Origin of the sequence: Halorubrum sp. GN11_10-6_MGM, from assembly GCF_005435165.1 — an archaeon.
In the GTDB taxonomy this organism is placed as follows: domain Archaea; phylum Halobacteriota; class Halobacteria; order Halobacteriales; family Haloferacaceae; genus Halorubrum.
This window is the reverse complement of record NZ_SGUC01000126.1, coordinates 1-510: the sequence shown is the minus strand read 5'-3', so window position 1 is coordinate 510 and position 510 is coordinate 1. Positions and strand designations below refer to the sequence as shown.

The following is a 510-nucleotide window of genomic DNA, read 5'->3' as shown; positions in this document are numbered from 1 at the left end:
CGGTCTTTCGAGCCCGGGCGGTGTAGGTTTCGAGGACGTGTTCGGTCGCCCGCGCGCCCACCGGGAGCATCACGTGCGCGGCGATGGCGCGGAGCTCCGCGTCGAAGAACCGCTCCATGTTGGCGTAGGCGGCCTCGTCGGGCGGCGCCTCACCCGCGCACATGTGAAGGTACGAGAGGAACGTTCGGCCGGTTCGAACGGGGTCGACCGCCGTCGGGTCGCCGTCGCGCGCGACGCCGTCGGGGGCGACTCCCTCGGCGACACCCGCGATCAGTCCGGCGTCCGAGAGCGCCGACAGGAACGCGGGCGACCACGCCTCGCCGGTGAACGGGACGCCCGCCGCGGTCCCGCCGTGGACGCCCGGGCGGTCGCCGACGACGTGGAAGTCGGCGTTGGCGTCGCCGTAGCCGGGGACGAACGAGGGGCAGTCGGGGCGCATCCCGAAGGGGTTCCGGATCCGGTCCGTGACGTTCTGCACGGGAGAGGGTAGGCGCGCAGGCCGTTAAATCC

Annotated in this window: 1 protein-coding gene; it reads right to left on the bottom strand. The window is 72.9% G+C overall.

Annotation, left to right across the window (positions count from 1 at the left end):
• On the bottom strand, positions 1-478 hold a 478-nt coding region (locus tag EXE46_RS16360; RefSeq protein ID WP_137689375.1), incomplete at its 3' end, for a uracil-DNA glycosylase family protein.
• Positions 479-510 lie beyond the last annotated feature (32 nt).